This window comes from Paenarthrobacter sp. CAP02 (genome assembly GCF_040137855.1).
In the GTDB taxonomy this organism is placed as follows: Bacteria; Actinomycetota; Actinomycetes; order Actinomycetales; family Micrococcaceae; genus Arthrobacter.
The window spans coordinates 47888-73847 of the sequence record NZ_JBEEII010000002.1 but is presented as its reverse complement, the minus strand read 5'-3'; the positions used below and the strand labels follow the sequence as shown (position 1 = coordinate 73847).

General features: G+C 64.2%; 23 protein-coding genes and 1 riboswitch. Of the genes, 15 read left to right on the top strand and 8 right to left on the bottom strand.

Annotated features, from left to right (window positions below):
* The first annotated feature begins 12 nt into the window (after positions 1-12).
* Positions 13-1197 carry a Gfo/Idh/MocA family protein gene (locus ABHM97_RS03325; RefSeq protein ID WP_349469587.1) on the top strand — a complete coding sequence of 395 codons (1185 nt, stop codon included), beginning with the start codon at positions 13-15 and terminating at the stop codon, positions 1195-1197.
* Position 1198: 1 nt separating this feature from the next.
* On the opposite strand, the gene ABHM97_RS03320 is transcribed toward ABHM97_RS03325, so the two are convergent.
* Positions 1199-2137 (bottom strand): LysR family transcriptional regulator, encoded by a 939-nt coding sequence (locus ABHM97_RS03320; RefSeq protein ID WP_349469586.1) that lies wholly within the window; start codon positions 2135-2137, stop codon positions 1199-1201.
* Between the two features lie 109 nt (positions 2138-2246).
* On the opposite strand from ABHM97_RS03320, the gene tdh reads away from it, so the two are divergent.
* The 4 genes from tdh (at position 2247) to hutI (ending at position 6990) form a co-directional block, all read left to right on the top strand.
* Entirely contained in the window at positions 2247-3293 is a 1047-nt protein-coding gene (gene tdh, locus ABHM97_RS03315; protein ID WP_257368516.1) for an L-threonine 3-dehydrogenase, read from the top strand.
* 34 nt (positions 3294-3327) lie between these two features.
* On the top strand, positions 3328-4521 hold the full coding sequence (locus ABHM97_RS03310) for a glycine C-acetyltransferase (RefSeq protein WP_349469585.1): 1194 nt from the start codon (positions 3328-3330) through the stop codon (positions 4519-4521).
* A 127-nt stretch (positions 4522-4648) separates the two neighbouring features.
* The gene (locus ABHM97_RS03305; protein WP_349469584.1) at positions 4649-5746 is read left to right on the top strand and encodes an NAD(P)/FAD-dependent oxidoreductase; all 1098 of its coding nucleotides are present in this window, start codon (positions 4649-4651) and stop codon (positions 5744-5746) included.
* Positions 5747-5757: 11 nt separating this feature from the next.
* Positions 5758-6990, top strand: coding sequence for an imidazolonepropionase (hutI, locus tag ABHM97_RS03300; RefSeq protein WP_349469583.1), 1233 nt, complete (start codon positions 5758-5760; stop codon positions 6988-6990).
* 90 nt (positions 6991-7080) lie between these two features.
* Here hutI and ABHM97_RS03295 read toward each other — a convergent pair whose 3' ends face one another.
* The gene (locus ABHM97_RS03295) at positions 7081-11463 is read right to left on the bottom strand and encodes an endo-alpha-N-acetylgalactosaminidase family protein (RefSeq protein WP_349469582.1); all 4383 of its coding nucleotides are present in this window, start codon (positions 11461-11463) and stop codon (positions 7081-7083) included.
* A 274-nt stretch (positions 11464-11737) separates the two neighbouring features.
* On the opposite strand from ABHM97_RS03295, the gene ABHM97_RS03290 reads away from it, so the two are divergent.
* The 5 genes from ABHM97_RS03290 to ABHM97_RS03270 are packed head-to-tail and all read left to right on the top strand — an operon-like array spanning position 11738 to position 16217.
* Positions 11738-12655 carry an SIS domain-containing protein gene (locus tag ABHM97_RS03290; RefSeq protein WP_349469581.1) on the top strand — a complete coding sequence of 306 codons (918 nt, stop codon included), beginning with the start codon at positions 11738-11740 and terminating at the stop codon, positions 12653-12655.
* A gap of 9 nt (positions 12656-12664) precedes the next feature.
* Positions 12665-13600, top strand: coding sequence for an ROK family protein (locus tag ABHM97_RS03285; protein WP_349469580.1), 936 nt, complete (start codon positions 12665-12667; stop codon positions 13598-13600).
* On the top strand, positions 13597-14565 hold the full coding sequence (locus ABHM97_RS03280; RefSeq protein ID WP_349469579.1) for a 1-phosphofructokinase family hexose kinase: 969 nt from the start codon (positions 13597-13599) through the stop codon (positions 14563-14565). The genes ABHM97_RS03285 and ABHM97_RS03280 overlap by 4 nt, the downstream gene beginning before the upstream one ends.
* Positions 14547-15401: a class II fructose-bisphosphate aldolase gene (locus tag ABHM97_RS03275; RefSeq protein WP_349469578.1), complete on the top strand. Its 855-nt coding sequence runs from the start codon at positions 14547-14549 to the stop codon at positions 15399-15401. The genes ABHM97_RS03280 and ABHM97_RS03275 overlap by 19 nt, the downstream gene beginning before the upstream one ends.
* A 24-nt stretch (positions 15402-15425) precedes the next feature.
* The gene (locus ABHM97_RS03270; RefSeq protein ID WP_257368507.1) at positions 15426-16217 is read left to right on the top strand and encodes a DeoR/GlpR family DNA-binding transcription regulator; all 792 of its coding nucleotides are present in this window, start codon (positions 15426-15428) and stop codon (positions 16215-16217) included.
* 9 nt (positions 16218-16226) lie between these two features.
* Here ABHM97_RS03270 and ABHM97_RS03265 read toward each other — a convergent pair whose 3' ends face one another.
* Positions 16227-16883 (bottom strand): histidine phosphatase family protein, encoded by a 657-nt coding sequence (locus tag ABHM97_RS03265; protein WP_349469577.1) that lies wholly within the window; start codon positions 16881-16883, stop codon positions 16227-16229.
* Positions 16884-16969: 86 nt separating this feature from the next.
* On the opposite strand from ABHM97_RS03265, the gene ABHM97_RS03260 reads away from it, so the two are divergent.
* Positions 16970-17743 carry a CPBP family intramembrane glutamic endopeptidase gene (locus ABHM97_RS03260; RefSeq protein ID WP_349469576.1) on the top strand — a complete coding sequence of 258 codons (774 nt, stop codon included), beginning with the start codon at positions 16970-16972 and terminating at the stop codon, positions 17741-17743.
* A gap of 83 nt (positions 17744-17826) precedes the next feature.
* Here ABHM97_RS03260 and ABHM97_RS03255 read toward each other — a convergent pair whose 3' ends face one another.
* A complete protein-coding gene (locus ABHM97_RS03255) occupies positions 17827-18465 on the bottom strand; it encodes a VOC family protein (protein WP_211711634.1) in 639 nt (212 codons plus the stop codon).
* 205 nt (positions 18466-18670) lie between these two features.
* Here ABHM97_RS03255 and ABHM97_RS03250 point away from each other — a divergent pair, with 205 nt between their 5' ends.
* Positions 18671-20011, top strand: a complete 1341-nt coding sequence (locus tag ABHM97_RS03250; RefSeq protein WP_349469575.1) for a bifunctional o-acetylhomoserine/o-acetylserine sulfhydrylase — start codon at positions 18671-18673, stop codon at positions 20009-20011.
* Positions 20012-20183: 172 nt separating this feature from the next.
* Positions 20184-20300: riboswitch (SAM riboswitch) on the top strand.
* Between the two features lie 15 nt (positions 20301-20315).
* Positions 20316-21449 (top strand): homoserine O-acetyltransferase MetX, encoded by a 1134-nt coding sequence (gene metX, locus ABHM97_RS03245; RefSeq protein WP_235519621.1) that lies wholly within the window; start codon positions 20316-20318, stop codon positions 21447-21449.
* Between the two features lie 8 nt (positions 21450-21457).
* On the opposite strand, the gene ABHM97_RS03240 is transcribed toward metX, so the two are convergent.
* Genes ABHM97_RS03240 through ABHM97_RS03230 form a run of 3 tightly spaced genes read right to left on the bottom strand, consistent with a single transcriptional unit; the run spans position 21458 to position 23947 of the window.
* Positions 21458-21877, bottom strand: coding sequence for a hypothetical protein (locus tag ABHM97_RS03240; RefSeq protein ID WP_349469574.1), 420 nt, complete (start codon positions 21875-21877; stop codon positions 21458-21460).
* 43 nt (positions 21878-21920) lie between these two features.
* Positions 21921-23075 carry a winged helix DNA-binding domain-containing protein gene (locus tag ABHM97_RS03235; protein ID WP_349469573.1) on the bottom strand — a complete coding sequence of 385 codons (1155 nt, stop codon included), beginning with the start codon at positions 23073-23075 and terminating at the stop codon, positions 21921-21923.
* A 29-nt stretch (positions 23076-23104) separates the two neighbouring features.
* A complete protein-coding gene (locus ABHM97_RS03230) occupies positions 23105-23947 on the bottom strand; it encodes an SGNH/GDSL hydrolase family protein (protein WP_349469572.1) in 843 nt (280 codons plus the stop codon).
* Positions 23948-24017: 70 nt separating this feature from the next.
* Between ABHM97_RS03230 and ABHM97_RS03225 the strand changes: the two genes are divergently transcribed.
* Entirely contained in the window at positions 24018-24668 is a 651-nt protein-coding gene (locus ABHM97_RS03225) for an alpha/beta hydrolase (protein WP_235519624.1), read from the top strand.
* A 22-nt stretch (positions 24669-24690) separates the two neighbouring features.
* Here the strand turns inward: ABHM97_RS03225 and ABHM97_RS03220 are convergent, their stop codons facing one another.
* On the bottom strand, positions 24691-24918 hold the full coding sequence (locus tag ABHM97_RS03220) for an RNA-binding S4 domain-containing protein (RefSeq protein WP_284986222.1): 228 nt from the start codon (positions 24916-24918) through the stop codon (positions 24691-24693).
* A gap of 23 nt (positions 24919-24941) precedes the next feature.
* On the opposite strand from ABHM97_RS03220, the gene ABHM97_RS03215 reads away from it, so the two are divergent.
* The gene (locus ABHM97_RS03215; RefSeq protein ID WP_349469571.1) at positions 24942-25946 is read left to right on the top strand and encodes a DMT family transporter; all 1005 of its coding nucleotides are present in this window, start codon (positions 24942-24944) and stop codon (positions 25944-25946) included.
* The last annotated feature ends 14 nt before the right edge of the window (positions 25947-25960 follow it).

Here is a 25960-nt window from a genome sequence, read left to right as displayed (position 1 = left end):
AAATTTCACACCATGGAAAAGGATTTGAAGGTCGGCATCGTAGGTTTTGGCCTGCGGTCGGGGCTTTGGAAGCATGCCCACAAGCCGGGCGAAGGCTCTGAAGTCACCATCGTTTGCGACCTCAGCGAACGCGGCCGTGCAGACGCTGCTGAACGCATCCCCACCGCGCGGATCACGAATGATCTTGAGGAGCTGCTGGCCAGCGGCCTGGACGCCGTACTTGTCCTGACCCCCGATAACCAGCACGCCGCCGTCGCCGTCCGTACGCTCAAGGCGGGCATCCCCACCTTCTGCGAGAAGCCGCTGGACATTACCGTGGAGGCCGCGGACCTGATCCTGAAGACGGCCTACGAAACCGGTACCCGGCTCTACGTCGGCCACAACATGCGCCACATGCCGGTGGTGGTCCAGATGCGCCAGCTCATCGAGGACGGCAGGATCGGTGACGTTAAGGCGGTGTGGTGCCGGCATTTCGTGGGCCACGGCGGTGACTACTACTTCAAGGACTGGCACGCGCAGCGGGCCAACGTCACGTCGCTGTTGCTCCAAAAGGGTGCCCACGACATTGACGTGATCCACTGGCTGGCCGGCGGGTACACCAAGCGGGTTGCCGCCGTCGGCGATCTCGCAGTCTACGGCGACGTGCCGAATCGAAGCGATAACGCCGGAAAGCGCATGGGCGACTGGTTCTCCATGGACAACTGGCCGCCCACGGAGCAGAAGGACCTCGCGGAGGTGATCGACGTCGAGGACATTTCCATGATGAACATGGTGCTGGACAACGGCGTCCTGGCCTCCTACCAGCAGTGCCACTTCACGCCCGACTACTGGCGCAACTACACCGTGATCGGCACCAAGGGCCGGATCGAAAACCTCGGTGACGGGCCGGGGGAGACCATCAACGTGTGGACCAGCCGGTCGTCCGGCTATGCCGCACCGGATGAAGTCATCACCATTCAGGGCGGCGAAGGCGGCCACGGCGGTGCGGATCCGCGACTCATCGATGAATTCCTGCGGTTTGCCTCCGATGGCGGCCAAACACAGACCAGCCCGATCGCCGCGCGGCAAGCCGTGGTGGCGGGCATCCTGGCAGCCGAGTCCCTGCGTGGCGATGGCTCCGCACAGGAAGTGCCGGAACTCCCGGCCAAGCTGGTGGAATATTTCGACGCCGGCCAGCCCGCCCTGGTCCGCGACTGAGCTAACGGGGGCCGGACAGTTCGATGAGCTCGGTCATGACGGTTTGAAGTGACTCGCAAACCGTCATGACCGATTTTCTTTTGAGAGCCTCAGGCCGGGCGAGTATGTCGATTTTGCGTACGGAATTCACTCCGGCCAGCGGGCGCAGCACCACGCCGGCGTCCAGCACGCGTCGGGCCGTAAACCTCGGCAGCAACCCGATCGCACCACCGGCCGAGACCAGCGCCGCAACGGTGGAATAGTCATTGATGCGGTGCAGGACCTCCGCGGGGCGCCCGCTCACGGCCACGACGGCGGCCAAGACATCCGCGGGGGAGTAGCCATCGCGGCTGGTCACCCAGGTTTCATCGACGACGTCGCAGGGTTCCAACTCGGTCCGGGCCGCCAGGGGGTGATGCGCGGGGAGCGCAATGTCCAACGGTTCGTCGGCCAACGGAATCACCGCGACCTTGTCTTCGGGCCAGGGCGGGCTGTTGTCCATCCGGTGCGCCAGGACCAGGTCGTACCGAGCGGCCAACCCCGGGAAATCCTCCTGGGCCACGTCTTCGTCGGACAGCCGCAGTCGCGGTGACATCCCGCCGTCGGACGCTTTTTCTGCAGCCAGCAGCGCTGCCAATGGCGCGAACAGCGCCTGCCCCGCACTGTGGAAGGCGCTCACGCTGACAGGCGCGTCCGGAGCGTCGTGGTAGGCGCCGATCGCCGCCCGCGCATCTGCCATGGCGTTGACGACGGCGGCACCCGCCTCAGCGAGGACGCGGCCGGCGTCGGTCAGCACCAAAGCCCTGCCCTCCTTGCGGGTCAAGGGCACATCCACCGACCTCTGCAGGAGCGCGAGCTGTTGGGATACGGCGGACGGGGTGACCATGAGGGTCTCCGCCACGGCCTTCACGCTGCCGAGGTCCCCAAGTTCGCGAAGCATCTGCAGCTGATGAATTTCCATTAGCAAATCCTAAATCGTTGATTGAGAAGAATCTAGTTGTGCTAAATCATTGGCGGAGCTTCAATGGACTCAGCAGCAGCGAAGCAGCCCTAAGCCAGTGAGGAATCCCATGAAGGCTCTCTACAAATCCGGACCCCACGCAGGGTTTGAACTCGTCGACCGTCCCGAGCCCGAAGCCGGCCCCGGCGACGTCAAGATCCGGGTCATGACCACCGGCATCTGCGGGACCGACCTCCATATCCAAAGCTGGGACGCCTGGGCGCAGGGGATCATCGAGGCACCCCTCATCGCGGGCCACGAGTTCTACGGCGAAGTGGTGGAAATCGGCGAGGACGTCCGCGACGTCAAGGTAGGGGACCGGGTCTCCGGTGAAGGCCACGTGGTCTGCGGAATTTGCCGCAACTGCCGTGCCGGACGCCGCCAGATGTGTATCCATACCGTCTCCGTCGGCGTGCAGCGCGATGGCGCATTCGCAGAGTACGTTGTCATCCCGGAAACGAACGTTTGGGTTCACCACGACGAATCCGTCACCCCGGAACTCGGCGCCATCTTCGACCCCTTCGGCAACGCCGTGCACACCGCATTGAGCTTCCCGCTGGTCGGCGAAGATGTGCTCATTACCGGTGCCGGACCCATCGGACTGATGGCCATCGCCGTCGCCCGCCACGCCGGCGCCCGCAAGATCGCCATCACCGACGTTTCCGCGCCCCGCCTGGAACTCGCCCGGCAGATGGGCGTGGACCTCGCGGTTGACGTGTCCAAGATGCGTGTCCGCGACGCGCAGCAGGAACTGGGCATGCGTGAAGGGTTCGACATTGGACTGGAAATGTCCGGACACCCCACGGCACTGCCTGAGATGATCGACAACATGAACCACGGCGGACGCATCGCCATGCTGGGCCTGCCCAGCCAGTCCATCGACATCGACTGGGGCAAGGTTGTCACCCACATGCTCACCCTGAAGGGCATCTATGGCCGTGAAATGTTCGAGACCTGGTACGCCATGAGTGCCATGCTCTCCTCCAACCCGGTGCTCCACCGCAGTATCTCCGCAGTGGTCACCGACAAGCTCTCCGCATCCGACTGGGAAAAGGGCTTCGACATCGCCCGCAACGGTACCGGCGGAAAAGTGGTCCTCGACTGGACCGAACTCTAACCGGACCGAATTCCCCTCACCCTTAGGAGCACCCATGTACTCAGCCATCAAAGACCAACTGCAGGGCGAACTCGACGAGATCCGCAGCGCCGGACTCTTCAAGACCGAACGCCACATCGACTCCCCGCAGGCCAGCCACATCGCTGCCGGCCAACTCGGCCAGCCCGCCAACAAGGTCCTGAACTTCTGCGCGAACAACTACCTGGGCCTGGCCGACCACCCGGACATCATCGCCGCGGCCAAGTCCGCCATGGACGAGCGTGGCTTCGGCATGGCTTCCGTACGTTTCATTTGCGGTACCCAGGACCTCCACCTGGAACTGGAGGCCCGCGTTTCGGCGTTCCTGGGCACCGAGGACACCATCCTGTTCTCCAGCTGCTTCGACGCCAACGGGGGTGTTTTTGAGTCGCTGTTCGGTCCGGAAGACGCCATCATCTCCGACTCCCTGAACCATGCCTCCATCATTGACGGCATCCGCCTGAGCAAGGCCAAGCGCTTCCGCTACGCCAACCAGGACATGGCTGACCTGGAAGCGAAGCTCGTTGAGGCCTCCGGTTCACGACGCAAGATCATCGTCACCGACGGCGTCTTCTCCATGGACGGCTACCTGGCACCCCTCGAAGCCATCTGCGACCTCGCCGAAAAGCACGACGCCCTGGTCATGGTGGACGACTCGCACGCCGTTGGCTTCATGGGACCCACCGGTGCCGGCACCCCCGAGCACGCCGGCGTTTCAGAAAGGGTGGACATTTACACGGGTACCTTCGGCAAGGCCCTGGGCGGCGCCTCCGGCGGCTACGTTTCCGGCCGCGGTGAGATTGTTGCCATGCTCCGCCAGAAGGCACGCCCGTACCTGTTCTCCAACTCCCTTGCCCCGGCCATTGTTGCCGCGACCATCAAGGCGATCGAACTGGTCCAGGAATCCGGCGAACTGCGCACGCGCCTCTTCGAGAACGCTGCCCTGTTCCGCCGCCGCATGAGCGAGGAAGGCTTCGAACTCCTCGACGGCGAACACGCCATCATCCCGGTCATGTTCGGCGACGCCGTCATGGCGGCACGCGTGGCGGACCAGATGCTCCAGCACGGCGTCTTCGTCACCGCTTTCAGCTTCCCCGTCGTGCCCAGGGGCGCCGCCCGGATCCGCGTTCAGCTTTCGGCTGCCCACAGCTCGGACGACGTCGAAGCGTGCGTTCAGGCGTTCGTCAAGAGTCGCGCCGCAGTCGCCTAAGCCCGACGCTCTCTCACGTTCCGCCTGTTTGGGCCCGACGCTCTCGCACGTCCTTTAGGAAAGTGCGTGAGGGTTTGGGTTTTGTGGGTGGGATGTGAGAGGGGATCTGTTCTGACAGGATGGAGCCATGGCTTCGAATTATGACGTGGTAATCGTTGGCGGCGGCATCGGGGGGCTTTCCCTGGCCGCGGCACTGGCAGGCAAATGCACGGTTGCATTGGTTGAGGCCGAACAGACCTTGGCTTTCCACACGTCCTCGCGTTCTGCCAGGCAACTCATCCCCAGCTATGGTCCCGCCGTGGTACAGGACCTGACCGTCCGGACACTGGAGATGCTGGGGGAGAGGGACGCGCAGTCAGCCGAACCAATCCTCACGCCCCGGGGCTTCATGCTGGTGGGTGACGAGGAGACCGTCCGGGCTGAAGCCAGCGGCAACATGCACCCTATTTCCCACGACCAGGCCATGCAGCTGTGCCCGGCCCTTAACCCTGATTACTTCACAGCCGCGGGCCTGGATAACGGGTCGTTCGGCTGCAACGCCCCGCTCCTTCTCGAGGAACACCGCCGTACGGCCGAAGCTGCCGGAGTGGACATCATCACCGGAGCCAAGGTGCACTCGGCACAGCGGCTGGGCAGTGGCTGGCAGGTGGGGGCAGGAACCGAAGGGTTCCAGTCCGGCGTCGTGGTTAATGCGGCGGGCGCGTGGGCAGATGAACTGGCCGTCATCAGCGGAGTGGAGAAGCTGGGGCTTCAGCCGTACCGCCGGACGGCGGCGATCGTCAACGTCGACCATCCGCTGACGCCGGAAACGCCCATGGTTTGCGCCGCGGACGATTCCTTCTATTTCCGGGCCGAGGGCCGGCAGGTCCTGATTTCGCCGTCGGAAACGGTGCCGAGCGGTGCCGAAGATGCCAAGCCGTACCCTGGGGACGTTGAGGCTTTGATCACCAGGCTCAACGCCGTGACGTCGTTGGGAATCCGCTCCGTGGACCGCGCCTGGACGGGGCTGAGGACCGAAGCCGCGGACGGAATCCCGGTGGTGGGATTCGACGCCGAAGCGCCTGGTTTCTTCTGGCTCGCCGGACAGGGCGGGTACGGTTTCCAGACATCGTCCGCCATAGCGCAGCTGGCCGCAGCACTCATCCTGGGGGACGTTGAAGCCGACAGTCCGGAATCCCGGACAGCGGAGCAACTCGCGGCAGTACGCTGGTCCATCCGGCGCTGAACAATAGGGTCATGAGCGGAAACAGGAACAGCGGCAGCACACTCATCACCAACATCGGCGAGCTGATGACCCAGGACCTGGAGCACCGGGTCCTCAAGGATGCGGCGATCGTCATCGAGGGGGAGCGCATCGCGTGGCTGGGGTCCAGCGCGGATGCCCCGTCGGCCGATGAAATGATCGACGCCGAGGGCCGCGCCGTCCTGCCCGGCTGGGTGGATTCGCACTCGCACCTGGTCTTCGCAGGTGACCGCACTGCCGAGTTCGAGGCCCGCATGGCCGGCGAAAGCTACAGTGCAGGCGGAATTGCCGTCACCACGGGAGCCACACGATCAGCCAGCGACGACGAACTGACCCGCCTTGTGCGGGACCGCGTGGCCGAGGCAGTCTCCCAAGGCACCACCTACCTTGAAAGCAAGACCGGTTACGGGCTGGACGTGGAAAACGAGGCCCGGAGCGCCCGCATCGCGGCTGCGGAAGTCGATGAAGTCACCTATCTCGGCGCGCACCTGGTCCTGAAAGGATCCGACCCGGAGGAGTACACGGACCTTGTCTGCGGTCCCATGCTCGACGCCGTCCTGCCGTACGTCCGCTGGGCCGACGTTTTCTGCGAGCGGGGTGCCTTCACGGAGGACCAATCGCGCCGCGTCCTGACTGCCGCCCGCGATGCCGGCCTGGGCCTCCGGGTGCACGGCAACCAGCTGGGCGAGGGCCCCGGCGTTGCCCTGGCTGTCGAGTTCGCGGCTGCGAGCGTCGACCACGTCAACTACCTTTCGGACAAGGACGTGAAAGCGCTCGCGGAAACATGGGCCGGCTGGGATCCGGCGACGGGACAGGGGACGAAGGGGACGGTGGCAACCTGCCTGCCCGCCTGCGACCTGTCCACCCGCCAACCACTGGCACCCGGCCGCGAACTGATCGATGCCGGGGTGCAGATTGCGCTGGCGGCCAACTGCAATCCCGGCACCTCCTACACCAGTTCCATGGCGTTCTGCGTCACCACTGCTGTGCTCCAGATGCATCTGAGCGTCCATGAAGCCGTCCGCGCCGCAACGTATGGCGGCGCCTTGGCGCTGGGCAGGGAGTCAGGGAACGACGCCGACGGCGAACGGGCGGTGGGTTCGCTCGCCGTCGGCCATCGCGCTGACCTGCACATGCTCAAGGCGCCGTCGGCCACGCACCTGGCCTATCGTCCCGGGATCCCGCTGACGCACTCGGTGTGGCGGGCGGGCATACGCGCCGTCTGATTCTCAAAAGCAACGCGGGGTCACTTTCGGCCCCTTCCGAAGGTCCGGATGGGCTATAAGTGACCCCGCGTTGGGCCTCCCGCGTTGGGCCTAGGCGCAGCTGAACTTCGCGTCGGCCCAGTCGCCCCAGTCATCGCCTGCGTCGTCGCCGTTCTTGTCGGCGATCAACTCGATAGTGCGAACACCGGTGATGTCCACGTTGAGGGGCAGTGCTGTCGAGTCGGCGCTGAGGACGGGGGTGCGCAGAAGCTCCCGCCCGTCGCCCTTCACGATGAACACCACTGATCCGTGCAGGCCCTTGTTCAGCTTAGTGTCGTCGACTCCCACCACGGCGGTGAAAGCGTTGCACTTGGCTTCCGTGGCGATGCTGATCTTCGAGTCGGCATGGACGCCGATTCCCTTGGAGTACACGACGCCGTCGAGCCGCAGCGCTGGCCCGTCGCCGGCGTTCTGCTCACCATTCGCCCGGTCCCGTTCCGCAGGTCCCCAACCGTTGGTGCTGCCGGTCCAGGGCAGGTCGGAGGCGAACACGGTGCCCGACAACACGGGTGCCGGGGGCTCCTGCGCGGTGGAGGAACACGTGAACTTTGCGTCTGCCCAGTCGGCGTGGTCGTTGCCATTGGAATCGCCGGCGTCGTTGGCCACCAGTTCCACGTACTGGGCCCCGGTGACGTCGACGGTGAGGGGGAACGGTGCACTGGTCGCTCCCAGCACCGGGGTAGTGACCTTGGTGGTGCCGTCAGCCACCACGGAGAACTTCACGCTGCCCCGCGTCGCTTGCGCATCATCAATGCCCACGGTCGCGGTGAAGGCAGTGCAGTAGCCGCCAAGGTAGTACCGGACGTTACCGTTGGCGTGGGCACCGAGGCCTTTGGCATAAACGGTGCCGTTCAGGGTGAGCGGCGTCCCGTCGCCGGCCCCGGTCCCGCCGTTGGACTGGTCCTTCTCCACGGGTCCCCAACCGTTGGTGGCGCTGACCCAGGGATGGTCGCTGGCGTACACCGTGGCCTGGGGAGGTTTAGGTAAAGTCCGCACCGTGGTGGTGGTGCTGAGGGCCCGGGTCCCTGCTGGCTCTGTGGTGGTTGAATACTTGGCCCTCGCGGTGATGGGGTAGTCGCCGTCCGCCGAAGCCGGTGCGGTGATCTTCCACGTGGTGGTCAACGTACCTCCGGCGGGCAGGGTTGCAGCCGTGGCGGGAGTGGCCGGGGTTGCCGCCCACCCGTCGGGCAGCGCAAGGGAGATATCCAGCCCGTTAATGGGGGCCGGTTCATCCGAGGTGAAGGTGGTGACGAAGTCCTGGGCCTTGCCCTGCTGGATCACGTCGCCTTGAAGGGCCGCTGAGAGTTGCGCGCAGGCCGGGACCGATTCGGAGGCTCCGAGGTCTTCCACCAGGAGGTTGTCCAGGGTGAAGTCCGAACCGTTGGAGCTGCCCGTTCGCTGCAAACCGACGAAGTAGTCCCCGCAGAAGCCGGTGTCCAGGGTCTGCTCGAACCGGGTGGTGGAGGTGGCGGCGTCGATCGCCTGGCTGCCTGTCACTGCCGGGCCGGCTTGTGAGTCGTAGCCTGCGACCCAGGCGTATTGCCCGGCCTTGGAGTTCTGGTAATCGAACGACACCTTGTACTTGTGGCCGGCCTGGAACGGCATGGTTGCCTCGGTGGAGCGGTACACCATGCCCGGTCCCCCGTTCGGGCCAAGGTTTTCGTCATGGGCGATCAGTGACCAGTTTCCGCCCAGCACTTCGTCGATCACGTTGGTGTTCCAGCCCTTTTGGGTGAAGGGTTCGTGGCGCTCGGTGATGTGCGTGCGCGGGTCCGTGGAGCCGCCGGCGTCGCCCTTGACGAACGGTCCCCATCCTTGGTCCACGTTTTCGAAGTCCTCGCTGAGCACCCCTGTTGTGGCCACCCGGGTGGTTTTCACCGCCCGGAAGTCGTCGACGCGCACTGTGGCATCGCCGTCGGCGGCTGTGACGGCGACTGTGGCTTTGGTGTTGTTGTGGGGAACGTCCACCAGCACGCGGATGCGCTGGAACGAGGTCCCGTGTTTCTCGTCGCCGGCCACGAAGTTCTCGGCGTTGGAAGAATCAATGGTGGTCTTTTCCGTTTTCCCGTCAACGGTGACGGAGAGCGTCGTGGTCCGGGTTTTACCGGGTTCAATTTCCACCCAGGCGCTTACGGATTGGGTTCCGGCGTCCAGCTTCACGTCCTGGCTGATCGACGACGGCGTTGCCCCCAATGCGGCGAAGCGGCGGCCCTTGTCGTCGCGGACCTGCGTGACGGTGCCGGTGGGGTTCCACGGGGAGAGGTCTGCGCCGTTGAAGCCGGGGTCGTTGAAGGATGTGCCCTCACCAAAGTCCGCCTTCTTGGGAAGTGCGTTGTCCTTGGCGGTGAGGACGTAGGGCTGTTTGGCATCGGCCGTGACGCTGACCTGGCCGTTGACCACCGGGACATCGGCGACCTTGACGCGGCCATTGTCGGTCAGTTTGAACAGCTCAAGCGTGCGGGACTTGGCGAAGTCCTTGGTCAGGGTCCACGTGCTGGCTCCGCCTGCGGGGTTGTAGTGGTAAAGCTTGTCTGCCTTGCCGTCATCCTTGGACGCCCATGGCAGCAGGTACGTTCCACCCTGGAGGACCGATGCGCCGGCAACGGTGATGGTGCGCTCGGCAGCGGTGTTTCCAGTCACGGCCACGCCATCGGCAAGATCGATGCGGTCGGGCGTCCACTTGGTGATCTGGTGATGCTGCAGGAATTTGGCCGGCAGGTTGGCCGTCCACACGTTCTCGCTGAACGCATTGAAGTCGTTCTGCCCGGTCCACCCTTCGAACTCCACAATGTGGCTCACACCGAGCTTGGGGTCCGGGTTCCACACGTCTGATTGGGTGTTGTTGATGAAGCGCAGGATTTGGGAATTGATGCCCTTGTTGGTGGAGCCGCCGTATTTCTCGTCGTTGGCCCAGTGCGACCAGGTGTTGTTCCTGGACAGGTGGTCCGCCCATTCGGACCCCACCCTGAAGCCATTCTTGACGAGTTCCTGCTGCAGCCGTTCGGCGAGCCAACCGAACTCGTAGTAGACGTCCACGTAGACGAAGTCCAGGTTTTTGTCGGTGGCGTCGCGCAGTTCTTTGATGCGTTGGGCGAGCTTGCCGGAGTTGATGTCCTGGCGCTGGTTGATGTAGTAGGACTGGTCCAGCCAGTTCCAGCCGAGGCCCTTGTCCGCCCTCAGGAGGTCTTCGCTGAAGGATTTGGCTTCGGGGTAGATTTCCGTGGCATTGATGTGGACACCGAAGCTGGCGTTCCAGTCCTTGCCTTCCTTGACCAGCTTGTTGAGGTCCTCAAGCCCACCGGCCCGGGTGTTGAAGTTGTTGCCGTAGTCCGTGTTGGCCGAGTCGTGGCCCTCGCTGGTGTAGCCCTTGAGCATCGCCACCTGCCCCAGCCCGTCTGTTGCCAGGGAGATGCGTTTGACGTCGTCAAGGGTGCGGAGGAAGGGGTGGGTTGCTTGTGAGGCGAAGTTGAAGGGGATGTGGGTGATGACGTTGTCCGGGGTCTGTTCGCCCTTGATGGCGCTGACTTGGATGGACCTCATGGCGATGGCCGCGTCCTGCCAGTCCACGCCGCCGTCCGCGTTGGCATCTGCTGTGATTGCCACCCGGGTCCACGGCAGTTCCTCTGTACGCTCGGAGCCATCGGCCCGGTAGAGCCATTGTCCGCTCGCCAGGCCCATGGAAACCCCTCCGGCGCCGTCGCTCACTGCCTGGCGCCAAAAGCGTCCGCGGTCTTTGGCGCCCGGCCCGGACGATGTGTCGTAGAGGGCGTTGGATTCAACGGCGGCGCCCAAGGATGCGGTGTTGGCCAGCGCATATGCGGAGCTCTTGGCCGCAGCATCAAGCGGGGTCGAGGCGGTGATGGGTGTGAACTCATCGCCGGTGACGCTCCGGTCCACGGAGAGGTTTGCCGTGGACACCTGGGCGCCTGGCTGCGTGGAGCTGACGGTCACCAGGTTCAGCCGGGGGAGTTGCAGTGTTTTTACTTGGTGCTCCGCCGTGTCCTTGATCTCCGTGACGTTGAACGAGACCACGTTTTTCTTCACGGACAGCCGGGCTTTGATCACGGTATTGCCGAACCCGGGCACGGTGAGGACGTAGTCCCTTGCATCTTTGCCGGAGGCGGTCGAGGTGCCGCTGACGCTGTACTCCGTGCCGTTGATGGTGATGGAGGCAAGCCGTGTGGTGGTTCCGTCCAGGCGGGCCTTGGTGGCTGTGTCGGTGTAGCCGAGGACTTGAGGAAAGGTGGTGGCCACGTCCACCCGGAGTTGTCCGGAGGTGATGGTGGTCGAATCGGACGCGCTGATGGTTTCGGCGGGTTGGGTGGCGGCGGAGGCCGCTGCGGGTGGGAGGGCCATGAGGCCCAGCGATGATGAGGCGACGACGCACGCCAAACTGAGCGAGGCGAGCCGTCCGGGGGATGACAAGCGGGGCATGATGCTCCTTCTTGATTTTTCCAAGCTATTAACAGTCATGTTCTTGCGGACTCAACCAAGACTGCTGCATCGGACAGAAGTTGACAAGAGTTAACAGGTAGTTAACTAAAATGCACACGAAACCACATGATTTTCGTTGTCCGACACACATCGCACCAATGCGCGGTTCATGAGCAGTCTTCTCCCATGGATGATCCTTGTGAGATCGAAAATGATCGTTTAGTGTTTCTATAGATCAGAAAACGTCATTAACTTGAGCGGGAACGGGAACACGATGAGCGAGAACACACTGGGCGCCTTCATGGAGGAAGAGCTGGTTTCCCAGCCCGACGTTTGGCAGCGGGCCGTTGAACAGGCGGGATCGGAGCAACTGCTCCCCGCCGACGGCCAGCGCATCGCCGTCATCGGCTGTGGAACATCCTGGTTCATGGCCCAGAGCTACGCGGCTGCCCGCGAATCTGCCGGCAAGGGCGTGACCGATGCGTTCGCTGCCTCCGAGGCTTTCCTGAACCACAACAGCGCCGATCGCCAGTACGACGCCGTTGTGGCCATTACGCGTTCCGGCACCACCACTGAGGTACTTGAGATCCTGGCCGATTTGAAGGGGATCGTTCCCACCGTCGCGATCATTGGTGACACGACGTCCCCGATCATTGACTTGGCAGACACTGTGATTGGCCTGCAGTACGCCGATGAGCGTTCCGTGGTCCAGACCCGGTTCGCCACCACGGCTTTGGTCTACCTGCTCAGCAGCCTCGGGATCGACGTGCAGCGGGCCATCGAGGACGCCCGTGACGCCGTCAGCGCTCCTGTCTCCCAGGAACTGTTGGACGCGGAGCAGTTCACCTTCCTTGGCACTGGCTGGACAGTCGGCCTGGCCCACGAGGCCGGCTTGAAAATGCGCGAGGCAGTCCAAGGCTGGACCGAGTCGTACCCCGCCATGGAGTACCGCCACGGCCCCATCTCCATCGCTGCCCCCGGTCGTGTCACCTGGTTGTTCGGTGCCCAGCCCGAAGGCCTTGACCACGACATGGCAGTAACCGGAGCCCTGTACGTCCACACGGACAAGCACCCCCTGGCCGAATTGGCCCGCGTGCACAAAGTCACCCTGGAACGCGCACGCGTCCGCGGACTCAATCCGGATCTGCCCAGGAACCTGACACGCTCCGTCATTCTCGACGCCTCAGCCTAGGTACCCAGCATGGTTCTCGGAGCCGCGGAATCACCCGTCCTGTCCTTCGACGTTGGCGGGACCGACATCAAAGCTGGTTTGGTGGATGCACGGGGTGAAGTCCTTGGCATGCGCCGGGTCCCGACGCCACTGGACTCCTCCCGGCCGGGCGAGGCAGTGCTGGACCGGCTCGCGGAGCTTGCTGCCGAGTTGGCTGCCGAGTTCCCGGGATCACCCGCCCGGGCAGCCGGCATCATTGTTCCCGGCATTGTCGACTCGGTGGCCGGTGTTGGTGTCTACTCCGCAAACCTTGGGTGGCGTGACTTCCCGTTCACAGCCGAAGCCGAGAGGCGGCTGGGCATCCCGGTCGCTTTCGATCACGACGTCCGCTCCGCCGCCGCCGTAGAACACAGCCTGGGTGGGTCCAGGGAGTTCAATGACGTTGTGGTGATGGTAGTGGGAACCGGCATTGCCGCCGCTGTCTTCTCCGGCGGCAAGCCCGTGACAGCGGGCGGGTTCGCAGGGGAGCTGGGCCACGCCCAGGTCCCGGACCCTGATGCCGCCCCTGGCACCGCGGGCTCCACGATCCTCGAAGCCGTCGGCTCGGCAGGGGCCATCGCCAAGCGCTACCACCGCGCCTCGGGCAACAGGGTGAACGGCGCCCGCGGTGTTCTGCTCCGTGCAAACGACGGCGACCAGCTGGCGGCCCGCATCTGGGCCGACGCCGTGGACGCCCTTGCCTTCACCATCTGCCAATGCGTCAACATCATCGGAACCGAAGCCGTCGTGATCGGCGGTGGGCTCGCCGAAGCGGGCGAGGAGCTGCTGGAGCCCCTCCGCGCCCGAGTTGACCACATCCTCGATTTCCAGCGACGTCCACAACTGATCCGAGCCCAGTTGGGACAGGACGCCGGCCTGTTGGGTGCGGCGTTGAACGCCAGGGCTCTCCTGGGAGGCAAACAGTGAACCGAGCCGCCGTGAACCGCATCATTACCGTCACGCCCAACCCGGCCATCGACATGACCTACACCGTGCAGGGCATCACCGAGGGGGCCAGCCATCGCGTCCCGACCCCCTTGAGCAGGGCAGGAGGCAAAGGCATCAACGTGGCCCGCGTGACCCACCAGCTCGGATATCCGGTCCTCGCGATCGCCCCGACCGGCGGTGCGGCGGGGCAAACCCTCGCCGCTGAACTCTGGACCAGCGGGGTTCCGCACACCCTTGTGGGAGTTGCCGCCGAGACGCGGCGAAGCATCGCACTGGTGGACACCGTCGCCGGGGAAACCTCGATCTTCAATGAGGAGGGCCAAGCTCTGCTGCCCGACGATTGGCGCTCGCTCCGGATTGCGGTGGTGGAAGCCGTGAGTGGCAACCGAAACCTTCCCGCCTCGGTGCTGGTCGGTTCGGGGAGCCTGCCGCCGGGCGCGCCTGCTGATTTCTACCCGGATTTGGTGCGGTTGGCCCACGACGCCGGTATACCGGCCATCATTGACACCTCCGGTCCCGGGATCATCGCTGCCGCCAAAGCAGGCGCCGACATCCTGAAACCGAATCACCATGAACTTGCCGAAGCGACCGGCGAGTCCGGCCTTGAAGCGGCTGCCCTGTCGCTGATTGCCATGGGTGCCCGCACGGTGCTGGTCAGCGCCGGCGCGGACGGCATGCTCGCCTTCGACCATGCGGCCCCGGGCGGCTACTGGAGCGCCCGCTTGCCTGAGGCGCTCAGCGGCAACCCCACAGGGGCGGGCGACGCCGGTGTGGCGGCGGCCGCCGTCGCACTCGCCGAAGGCGTCACTGAACCACGCGAAATCCTTCGGCGGGCCACCGCCTGGTCCGCCGCGGCGGTGCTCATGCCCGCAGCGGGCGAAATTTCGCCGCGCTACCAGGAACTTCAAGACCAACTGATCGTGACATGGAAGGAGACCCGGTGACCCTGGTCAACACACGGGAGCTGATGGACTCAGCCGCAGCCAACGGCACAGGCCAAGGCGCGTTCAACATCATCCACATCGAGACAGCCGAGGGCCTGGTTGCCGGCGCGGAAGCGGCGGGGGTCCCGCTCATCCTGCAGATTTCCGAAAACTGCGCGAAGTATCACGGCGGCCTGGAGCCCATCGCGAGAGCGGCCCTTGCAATCGCCCGTTCTGCTGCCGTTCCCGTCGCCCTCCACCTGGACCATGCCGAGTCCGAGGACCTCGCGCTCGCCGCCGTCGATCTTGGCTTCGGTTCGGTGATGTACGACGGCGCGCACCTCCCGTATGAGTGGAATGTCGAAGTTACCCAGCGTGTTGCCGAATACGCCCACGCAAAGGGCGTCTACGTTGAGGCCGAGCTCGGTAAGGTCGGGGGCAAGGACGGAGCCCACGCGCCAGGCGTCCGGACCGACCCTGCGGAAGCCCAGGCTTTCGTTAAAGCCACGGGTGTGGATGCCCTGGCAGTGGCTGTTGGCTCGTCCCATGCCATGACCGAACGCAGCGCCGCCTTGGACCTGCACCTGATCTCCCGGTTGAAGTCAGCGGTAGGCAAGCCATTGGTCCTCCATGGCTCCTCCGGCGTCACAGACGAGGTGCTCGTAGCTGCTATCGCCGCGGGTATGACTAAAATCAACGTATCCACACATTTGAACGGGTTCTTTACCCGCGCCGTCCGTGAGTACCTCGATGCCAACCCTGCAGTGGTGGATTCCCGGAAGTACATCACGGCCGGCCGGGATGCCCTGGTGCTGGAGTCCGCACGTATGCTGACGCTGTTCGCCAAAGCGAAATAGCAAGGAACCCGCGAAAGGCTCGTCATGACCCGCACCGATCGGCTGACCGCCATCCTCGATCTCCTGGCCGAGTCCGGCCATGTGGAAGTCGAGGACATCGTGACGCGTTTGGGCGTGTCGCCTGCAACGGCCCGGCGGGATCTCGACAGCCTCGCCAAGCAGCGGCTGCTCAGCCGAACCAGGGGAGGCGCCACCACCGGGTCCGTTGCCTACGACCTCCCCGGGCGCTACAACCGGGACGATCATGCCGAGGCCAAGCAGGAAATCGCATTGGCCGCGTCGTCGTTGATCCGCCCCGGTGCCGTGATCGGCCTGAGTGGTGGAACCACCAACACGGCCCTGGCCCAGCTTCTCTCCACCCGCGAGGACCTCAACGCGCCGTCAAACAGGCCTACGTTGACCGTCGTGACCAACGCCATCAACATTGCCTCCCAACTGGCAGTCCGGCCCAACATCAAGATCATGGTGACCGGCGGGATCCTGAATCCCCGTTCCTACGAACTCGTGGGCCCCTACACGGATGTCATCATGCAAAAGGTGGCGCTGGACATCGCCTTCATCGGCGTCAACGGCGTGGATCCGGACCTCGGCCCTACCATCACCGATGAAGGCGAAGCCATGGTCAACACAGTGATGGCACGCCGGGCCACGGAGTCCTACGTCGTGGCCGACTCCTCCAAAGTGGGCCGGCGCTCGTTCGCGGCCATGTCCGGCTACGACTTCCGGCACCTCATTACCGACTCGGGCATCAGCGCCGAGGACAAAGCCGCGTTTGAGGCCAAGGGCACCGAGGTCATCGTTGCCCCTGCCGGCTAGGGTCTGCTGCTAGAACCGCATCCTTGGCGCGTGCAGCACAGAGTCGTCCACGTCCCTGGGCACCCACTGGGTGAACGGCAGGTCCAAACTGTACTGGTCGCCGTCGTTCTTGATCAGCGTGCGTAACTCGGCGTTCTCCGGGTTGTTCAGCGACTCGAAGTACTCCACCGTCCAGTGGAACCAGCGCATGCAAAACAGGCGCATTGTCAGGCCGTGCGTCACGAGCAGCGTGTTCGGTGCATAGGTGGGCTTCTGCCAATGGCGGTACAACGTTTCCATGAACGAGGACACGCGGTCGTACACGTCCGAGCCTGACTCACCCTCGCGGAAGCGATAGAAGAAATGGCCGTAGAGGTTGCGGAGCTCCTTTTGGTCCTCGATGTCTCCGGCTATCTGGAAGTTGGCCCAGTCCTGTTCCCGCAGCCGGGGCTCCTCGACCACCCGCTCCACCAGTGAACCAAGGTTCATGGCTTCAAGAGTCTGATACGCCCGCAAGTACGGTGAAACGTAGACGCAGACCTGCTCGCCGTCGAGCCTCCGGCGAAGGTCCTCACCGGCGATCCGTGCCTCCTGCAGACCTTGGTCCGTCAGGGGGATCCGATAGTCCGGCACACGGTTGTAGATGGACGTGTCGGCATTCGCGGCGGACTGGCCGTGCCGAATCATGAAAATTCTCCCAGGGGCACCCATCCCACCAAGCATAGGGCGGCGGTTCCCGGCAAAGTGGCAGGAACTGCAGGCAAGATAGGTACATGTTCCTTGCCTCCCAACGCCGGCTGCGCGCCGAAGTGCTGATTGTGCTTGGTCTTTCCCTGGGGCAGTCGGCCGTCTATTCGGTGGTGCAGCTGCTGGACAAGATGACCCGGGCGCCGTTGGCGGATGCGACCTCGACCTTGAACAGGTCCCAAAGCACCCGCGAATACTTCGACCTCACGTATCAGTTGCTGGACATCGTGTTCGCCCTGGTGCCTGTGGCGCTTGTGTTCTACTTCCTGTCCACGCATGTCCAGGCAAACCGGAACGGCGACAACGGATCGGCGTTCGCCCGGCTGGGGTTCAATTTCGCCCGGCCCGGCAAGGACCTGCTCCACGGACTGGGACTGGCTGCAGCCATCGGTATCCCTTCGTTGGGCCTTTACGCGGCAGGAAGGGCACTGGGCATCACCACGGCGATTGTACCCAGTGGCCTGGACGCGTACTGGTGGACGGTGCCTGTGCTGATCCTGTCCGCGATCCGGCACGGGATCGTGGAGGAAGTGATCGTGGTCGGTTACCTGATGGACCGCTTCGGCAAATTCGGGTGGAGCACGCCGGTGGCCATCGCTGTCAGCGCAGTCCTGCGGGGGAGTTACCACCTTTACCAGGGCTTTGGGCCCTTCATTGGCAACGTCGTGATGGGCCTGGTCTTCGCCTGGATCTACACCAGGACCAAGCGGGTGATGCCCTTGGTCATCGCCCATGCGTTGCTGGACATCGTGGCGTTCGTTGGGTTCAGCCTCTTCGGGAAGGCAGTGGGGCTGGGGTAGGCGGCCGTTAAAAATATCCGGCCGCCATCGGTGGGTGACGTCATTGGCACCCGCTGATGGCGGCCGAAGCTTTTGTGGAACGGTCAGATGGTAACGGCCCCGGAGGCTGTTTCGAAGGTCACAGCCATGATGCCCGGAGTACCCCGCGGTGCGATCCACTGGACGGCTACGTCCTCCAGCGGCTTTTCCACGGGTTCGCCCAACCACTCGGTCACACGTTCCGCCGAGCCCGCAATGGTGAGGCTGGACATCTTCACGTCACTTTCGTAGACCTTTGAAGGATGCAGGGTGGGGTCGCCCTCCCACTTGAGGAGGTAAGGGACCTGGGGATCGGCAATCAGGCCAAGGATGCCGATCTGCTGCCACACCAGCTCGCGGCCGTCAGGGAACTTGCGGTTACCGGGTACGGCGGCACGGCCGAGGCGCTCCTCGAAAGGGGCGAGGTCGTCAACGGCGACGCACCAGCCCATCCAGCCACCACCGGCAGCCGAGCGTGCACGCACTGCCTGGCCAAAGGGGGCTTTGTCGGAAGCCGGGTGGTCCAGGACCTCCACGACTTCCAGGTACTTGTTATCCGCGAGGGGAATGATCATGTTCCGGGTTCCGAAGCGCGGGTGCACTCCGCCCCGGACTGCGTCCACTCCCAATGCCGCGGAAATTCGTTCGGTAGTGGCCAAAAGGCCATCTCGTTCACAGGCGTAAGAGACGTGATCCATGCGCATGGCATCATCTTGGCACTTTGTGATCGGCGTCTCAGCTAAGCCAAGCCTTACCAACATGGGATGTTATTGCACAAGGGTGCAACAGTGTCACAAACGTACGCCGGGGGACCGAATCATTCCACCGGCGTCACAAAGCTGTCCAAGGCCCGCAGGGTGTTCCTAGACTGGCCCCAGTTCACACCACTTCATCAATTCCGTTGAAACCATGTGCCACGAACAGGAGAACTCCATGTCCCAAGGATGGTCTTTCGAAACCCGCCAGATCCATGCAGGCCAAGAGCCTGACGCCGCCACCGGTGCTCGTTCGCTGCCGATCTACCAGACCACGTCCTTCGTGTTCCCCAGCGCCGAAAGCGCAGCCAACCGCTTCGCACTAGCCGAGCTCGCGCCGATCTACACGCGCATCGGAAACCCCACCCAGGATGCCGTTGAACAGCGGATCGCCAGCCTTGAAGGGGGCCTCGGCGCGCTCCTGCTCAGCTCCGGACAAGCGGCGGAGACGTTCGCCATCCTGAACATCGCCGAGGCGGGCGACCACATTGTGGCCAGCCCCAGCCTCTACGGCGGGACCTACAACCTGCTCGCGCACACCCTGAAGAAGTTCGGTATTTCGGTCACCTTCGTCGCGGACCCGGACAACCTGGACCAGTGGCGTGACGCCGTGCAGCCGAATACCAAGCTCTTCTTCGGCGAAGTAGTGTCCAACCCGCGCCAGGACGTCCTGGACATCGAAGGTATCGCAGGGGTCGCGCACCAGGCCGGGGTGCCGCTCATTGTCGACAACACCCTGTCCACTCCCTACCTGATCCGTCCCATCGAATGGGGCGCCGACATCGTGGTGCACTCCGCCACCAAGTACCTCGGCGGACACGGCTCGGCAATTGCCGGGGTGATCGTGGATTCGGGGAACTTCGACTTCGGCAAGGACCCCGAGCGGTTCCCGGGCTTCAACACCCCCGATCCCAGCTACAACGGCCTGGTCTACGCCCGCGACCTCGGCAAGGACGGGGCGCTCGGCGCAAACCTCTCCTACATCCTCAAGGCCCGCGTCCAGTTGCTCCGGGACCTGGGCTCCGCCGTCGCGCCTTTCAATGCCTTCCTGATCGCCCAGGGGCTGGAAACCTTGAGCCTTCGCGTGGAACGCCACGTCGCCAACGCCACCAAAGTGGCGGAGTGGCTTGAAGCGCACGACGACGTCGAATCGGTCGCCTACGCGGGTCTGCCGTCCAGCCCGTGGTACCAGCGCGGCAGGAAGTATGGCCCCAAAGGCACCGGCGCCATCGTCGCATTCAACATCAAGGGCGGCGTCGAAGCCGGCAAGCGCTTCGTGGACGGGTTGGAGCTTCACTCACACGTGGCAAACATCGGCGATGTGCGTTCGCTGGTCATCCACCCGGCCTCCACAACGCACAGCCAGTTGACAGCAGAGCAGCAGGAGATCGCCGGCGTCAAACCGGGCCTGGTGCGCCTGTCTGTTGGCATCGAGCACGTGGACGACATCATCGCCGACCTCGAAGCAGGCTTCAGGGCGGCCAAGGGCGCTTAGTAGCCCGCCTGATCCAGTAACGAACACCTTCTGTGGAGCGCCGCCCGCGCCGTCGAATATTCGAAGGGCGGTGCTCCGCAGCGTCCACTCGCGAACGATGTGACCCGAAACCGTCACAGTGTTGTCATATTCTTCGCCAGAGCGGCCCTGTTTTTCCTACACTCTTTCTATAGGTCACGAGTGCCAGCATGTAGCCCCGGCTTGCTGGCCGGCAACCCTCCTCCGCGGTGGGGTGCCCCGGGTGAAGACCTGGCCCGTTCGCGCGCAAGGCGACGGGCAAGCGCGAGGAATAGGTGTCAAAGGAATGACCATCACTGCAACAGCCATACCCACAGCCGAGGAAGCGGACGGCACGGTTAGGTACGCCAGCATCGGTTCGCTCGAACTCGAGGCCGGTGGTTTCCTTCCGGACGTTGTCCTGGCCTACGAAACGTGGGGCCGGCTCAATGCGGATGCCTCCAACGCCGTGCTTATCGAGCATGCGCTCACGGGCAGCACACATGTGGCCCGCGGAGCAACCGACGAGGAAGGATGGTGGGAACAACTCGTCGGACCTGGCGCCACCATCGATACCACCAAGTACTTCGTGGTCTCCATCAACATCGTGGGCGGCTGTTACGGAAGCACGGGCCCGTCCTCCGAAGCACCGGACGGCCAGCCCTGGGGCTCCCGGTTCCCGCTGATCACGCTGCGCGACAGCACTGAGGCTGAAGCGCGACTCGCAGACACCTTGGGAATCAAGGCCTGGCATGCCGTACTGGGCGGATCCATGGGAGGTGCCAGGGCCCTGGAATGGGCCGTGACATTTCCCGAACGGGTTGAACGGTGCGCTGTGATTTCGGTCGGCGCCTACAGCACGGCCGAGCAGATTGCGTTCGCGCAGGCCCAAACCCTTGCCATCCGGCAGGACCCGAACTTCAATAACGGTGACTACTACGGCGGCCCAGCCCCGGAAGAGGGCCTGGCATTGGCCCGCCGGATTGCGCACATCACCTACCGCTCGGCCCTGGAACTGGATTACCGGTTTGGCCGGGAGCCGCAGCACCAGGAAACGCCGCTTGCTGCCGCCGTCCTCGCGGAGCGGGGCCGATACCAAGTGGAGAGCTACCTGGACCACCAAGGGAACAAGCTTGTCCGCCGCTTTGACGCGAACAGCTACGTTGCCATCACCGAAGCCCTGATGTCCCACGACGTGACCAGGGGGCGTGGCTCACTCCGAGACGCACTGTCCCGGACCACTGCGCAGTTCTTCATTGCGGCGGTGGACAGTGACAGGCTTTACTTCCCCGCACAATCGCGGGAATTGGCGGCCGCGCTTCCCGGGAAGGTTCCGGTCCACGTCATCGAAGCCCCGATTGGCCACGACGGCTTCCTGACCGAAATCGGCCAACTGTCCGCGCAACTCCACCAGGCCTTCTTTTCCCAGTCCGCCTCCTGAAGCGGCATTTAGCCGTTCATGATGTCGCCGCGCTGCTTCATGTAGTCCTCCATGGCGATTTCGCCGTTGCTGAACTTCGCGTCAAGCTCGGCCAGCTTCCGTGCCCTAAAGCCATGCGGCTCCGAAGGGGTGGGTGGGGGTGTTGGCATCGGGGATGAAGGGCTCGACGGCGGAGCCGCCTGCGGTGCCTGATCAGCCGGGCGGATGACGGCCGGGTCGGTGGGGTACCCGGGGTACCCCTGCTGCGGATAGCCCTGGGGTGGATATCCCGGGCCGGGGAGGTTCTGCGGCGGGTAGCCCTGGGGTGGATATCCCGGCCCGCGGAAGCTATTGTCCTGGAGCCTGCGGGCGCGCGAGCGGTTGTACAAGCGGATCCCAAAGGGAATCACCCACGAGCAGACGATGATCCAGAAGATCAGATTGTTCACGGTTCAGGCCTCCTAGGTCTGATCCCAGCTTAGCCCTGACGCCTCATGCCCTTTTGGTCGGGAGGCCAAGGAAGCGTCCGTATCGCTCCACTTCGGCGTCCAGGGCGGTTTGCTCATCCGGCGTCGTGGGCCGGTCCATCCTGATGTCGAGTTCGCAGACGCCGTTGATGAATCCGTGCCGCCACCACCCTGCCAATCGTCCGTCCACCAGCACAACGTGCAGGGGGCTGTTGTCCGTGGAAAGGTACGGTGCCGTTCCGCCGAGGTAATGCCGTGACTGGGAGTAACCCATCACGTACTCGTCATAGCACTGGATGAGGTCAACGCGTGGGAGTGCCGCCTCGTGGCGCGGCCCGGAAAGCCCCTCGACTTCTTCGGAGGCGAGGTGAAATTCCAACCCATCGAAAGAGGCCGACCCGAGCGTTCCGGGAGAGAGCTCACGGGCAACATCGAGCCCCAGCTTTACGTCCTTCATGGTGAGCCCGGACCAGGCTGCGCAGTCCTTCACGGTGGCAGGTCCGCGGCTGGCGAAGTACCGCAGGGCCAGCTGCCCGAGGGCCTGTTCACGGTCCGTGCCGGTCAGTGGCCCGCCCGTGGAACCCGTGATCCGTTCGTCGAACAGGGCATAGGTCTGTTTCAGCGCACCACCCGAGGATCGGACGGGGGTGCCGCTGACCAGTATCCGGCTGATTTCCGCGTGCATGAGTTGATAGATGAACGGCAGCCCCTTGTTGGGTAAACCGGCGGCACCAAGGATCGCGGCGAGCTCTTCGCGGGTCTTGTGGGCCCCGCCTTCCACCGCCCGCGCCAGGACATTCCCGCTCCGGGCTGCGACTTCCTGGTCAAGGCCGGTTTGCCGGTACATCCCCTTGTTTCCCTGATGGAGCCGATCGGCGGACAACCCCATCAGCCAGCCGAGATCGCCCCGGTGAACAAAATGCCAGGTGGGACGGAGGATGTGGGTGCGCAGGATGGCGCCGTCCGCCACCGCCTGCTCGACATCGGCTGCGGTGGCGGCCGCGTGGGGTTGGCACCTTTGGGCGAGCGTCCACCGCGCGTAGGGAAATTCCTGTGACTGGACTGCCAGCAGGTTGCGGAGGGCTTCGGCCGGCGAACCGGCATGGGGAGCACGTAGCTGCTGCCGCCTCAGGCGCAACTGCCGGACCTTTCCCGTCAGGGGAGAACCGTCATCTGACATTGGGGTCCTCCCCGGACGCGAGCCGCACGTCAGTTGCGCGGCAGCAAGGTGCCGTCGGCGCCGAAGACAGGACCCGGCGTCGGGCGCTTTGGCGTTATGCCGTCGCCGGAAGACTGGTGCCGAAGCCTGCGCAGGACCCACGGGACAAAGTACTCACGTGCCCAGACGAGGTCCGAAGAGCGGGCTTCACGCCAGGTCCGCGGCGGGAGGGCTTTGGGCATCAATGGCTCAAGGGTGTGCTCGACGTTGAGGGCGTCCAGGACCATCATGGCGATGGTGTGGTGGCCCAAGGGGGAGAAGTGCAGCCGGTCCACATCCCACATCTGGGAATCCGACAGCTGACGTAGGGACCACATATCGGCGATGATGGCGTCGTGCCGAGCAGCCACTGTCCGGAGGTTCTCGTTGTAGATCGCTACCTTTCCCCGGATCCGGCCAAGGACGGTGGACGCAGTGTCGGGGCCGTTGAACAGGACCACCGTGGCACCGCCGGAACTGAGCTCAGCCACGGCGGCGTCAAGCTTTTCGGCCAGCAGGTCGGGGTCGCCGCCTGGCCGGATGAGGTCGTTGCCGCCGGCGGAAATCGAGACAAGATCGGGCTGGAGCTCAAGGCAGGGGCCCACTTGTTCGTCGACGATCTGCTGCAGGAGCCGGCCCCTGATGGCGAGGTTGGCGTAGGCGAAGTCGTCGTGGCCGCGGCCCAGCTCTTCGGCCACGCGGTCCGCCCAACCGCGGTAACCTCCGGGGTTGAGGGGCTCGGGATCGCCGATGCCCTCCGTGAAGGAATCACCCAGCGCCACGTAACGGCTCCAGGGGTGGTTTTGTGCCGGGGCTCCCGGCTTCAGCAAAGGATTGTTCTCACTCACGCTCATATCCTGCCTCGTGTCCCCCACCCTACGCGACCGTAAGTTGTTACTTGTGGGTAACTGCAAGAATAGACCCATGACTGAAGCTCCCGCATTCCCCGCGCCCGTTGTCCTGTGGTCCCACGACGAAGCCGACCGTGCCGGCAAGCCTTTGCTGGTCCTGCTGCATGGCTACGGTTCCAACGAGGAAGACCTCTTCAGCCTTGCCGGGATGCTGCCGGACGGTTTCGTGGTGGCGGCCCTCCGCGCCCCCATGCCGACGGGGCCTGGGTATACCTGGTTCCCGCTCACGGCGTCCATCGACTACTCCATCGACGCCGTCAAGCTTGCTGCCGAGTACGCCTTGGAGTGGCTCGACTCAGTCAAGGCCAACCACTCCTCAGTGACGCTCCTGGGGTTCTCCATGGGCATGGCCATGGCCACCACGATGCTCCGGTACCGGCCCGCGGACTTCGCGGCCGTCGTCGGGCTTTCCGGTTTTGTCATCGACGCCGGCGCTGACGCGGCCTTCCGCGACGACGAACTGGACGGAACCCTGCCGATGTTCTGGGGCCGCGACCAGCAGGATCCCGTCATCACCCCGGACAAGATCGACTACACCATGGGCTGGGTGCGCAAGCACGTGGACCTCACCAAAGTGCTTTATACCGGGATGTGGCACGGGATCAACCAGCAGGAAATCGGGCATGTGGGGGAGTTCCTCACCCACAAAGTGCTGACGGCTTAAGTTTTTGTACAAAGCCCCCGGGCTAGGCGGCGGTGATCTTCACAGTCTGACCGTTGACCGTCACGGTATCGCCGGGGTGGAGTTGGCGGCCGCGGCGTTCGTCGATCTCACCGTTGACCTTGACCAGGCCGTTCTTGATGAGCTCCGCGGCCTCCACGCCGTCCTCCACCAGGCTGGCAAGCTTCAGCAGCTGGCCTAGGCGGATCATGTCGTCGCGGATGGGGATCTCTTCGATTTCCGGGTTGCTCATACAGCAATGATGCCTGAAGTAGTGTGGTGACAGTGCCGCAGCCTTCTTCCCGTTCCGCCTTTCCGCTTGCCCTTGGGCTCCCGATTGCAGTAGCAACGGGCCTGGTCATTCCGCTTCAAGGAAGGATCAATGGTGCCCTTGGGGCCGCACTGAACGACGGCATAGCGGCAGCGGTGGTGAGCTTTAACACAGGCCTGATTCTTATCAGCGCGATTTCGTTGGCGACCCCCAAAGGCAGGGCCGGTCTTCAGCGCATCGTCCCAGCTGTCCGGAACCGCAGCTTTCCCCGTTTTTACGTGATGGCAGGCGCCATCGGTGCGCTGTTCGTTTTTGCCCAGTCGTTCACGGTGGCACTCCTCGGCGTGGCACTGTTTACTGTTGCCGCAGTGACGGGGCAGACCCTTAGTGGACTGCTCGTGGACCGCATGGGAATCGGGCCTGGCGGGAAACGGGCCATCACCGGTGTCCGCGTCCTGGGCAGTGTCCTGACCGTTGCCGCCGTCGCGTGGGCTGTTTCCCCGCGGGTCGGGGCTGACGCCGATGTTGCCTCGCTGCTGTTGCCTGTGCTGCTTCCGCTCGCCGCCGGATTCCTGATGAGCTTCCAGCAAGCGATGAACGGAACCGCGACCGTCCACTACGGGACGCCCGTCGCTGCCACGTTGGTCAATTTCATCGCCGGCTCCGCGATTCTCTGGATCGCCTGGCTCATCAAACTGGCAGTGGCCGGTCCCGGAAATCCGCTTCCGTCGGAGTGGTGGTACTACCTCGGTGGTCCCATGGGATGCCTTTTCATTGGGCTGGCAGCGCTGCTGGTCCGCAGCCTCGGGGTACTGATCACCGGGCTGGGCATGATTGCGGGCCAGTTGGTGGGCTCTCTGGTGCTCGACGTCGTGATCCCCAGTCCCGGCGCGGTGGTCGCCTTGCCCACGGTGCTGGGAACCGTGCTGACGCTTGCCGCGATCATCGTGGCCACCCTGCCTTGGCCCAGGGGAGCTTTCGCACGAAGGGGTGCGGCCAAAGGCCGGTAGGGTAGGAGACAGCA